This is a genomic window from Cupriavidus sp. 05N40, from assembly GCF_056397305.1.
Genome location: NZ_JBFTND010000450.1, coordinates 1 through 895, shown reverse-complemented (window position 1 = coordinate 895; position 895 = coordinate 1). Strand labels below are relative to the sequence as shown.

Below are 895 nucleotides of genomic sequence, written 5' to 3'. Positions count from 1 at the left end.
CTGCGTGAGAATGGTGTCGGCGCTGGGGCGCGGGTTGACATTGCCGAAGCCYACGGGGCTGTTGAGCCAGTGRTTCGACCAGTAGCCATCGGCAGGCATGCGCTTGATGTCGATGTCCAGGCCGACACGCTGCGCGGTCTGCTGCAGCACCGTCGCCATCTCGACCGAATACAGGGCGGCGGGCGAGGTCACCATCGGCACCTTGCCCGTCACGCCCGATTTGCGCAAATGGTACTTAGCCTTGTCAAGGTCGAAGGCCAGCTGCGGCAGGCCCTTGAAAAAGAAGCGGTTGGTGGGGTCGATCGGCTGATCGTTGCCGAGCACCGCATAGTCGAGCGCGATGGCCTTCTTCATCTGCGCGCGGTCTTGCAGGTACTTCATCCCCATCACAAAGTCGGGGTTCATACCTGGACCCGCGTCCTTGCGCATGATCAGGTCTGTGTACTGCCCCGATTGCGTGATGAGGGTGCCGAAGCCCGGCGTACCCTTGACGCGGGCCACGGAGCGCGGGTTGACAGAGCCCACCAGATCCATGCCGCCGGACAGCAGCGCGTTGACGCGCGCGCTCTCATCGCCGATACCGACGAACTCGATCTCGTCGAGGTAGGGCTTTCCCTGTCTCCAGTACGCATCGTTGCGCACCACCACAGTGCGCACGCCCGGCCTGACCTCCTTGATCTTGTAAGGCCCGGTACCGATGCCGGCACTGAAGTCGGTGGTGCCGTCCTTGACGATGAGGAAGTGGAAGGTGCCCAGGATCACCGGCAGGTCGGCATTGGGGCTGGTGAGCACCACCGTGACCTCGTTCGGGCCGGTGGCTTTCACGCTCTCGATCTGCTCGGCCAGTGACCTCGTTCGGGCCGGTGGCTTTCACGCTCTCGATCTGCTCGGCCAG

1 pseudogene is annotated in these 895 nt (G+C 63.6%); it reads right to left on the bottom strand.

What is annotated here, in order from left to right:
* Window positions 1-846, bottom strand: a pseudogene (locus AC1DO7_RS41390) (ABC transporter substrate-binding protein); the annotation flags it as partial.
* Between the last annotated feature and the right edge of the window lie 49 nt (window positions 847-895).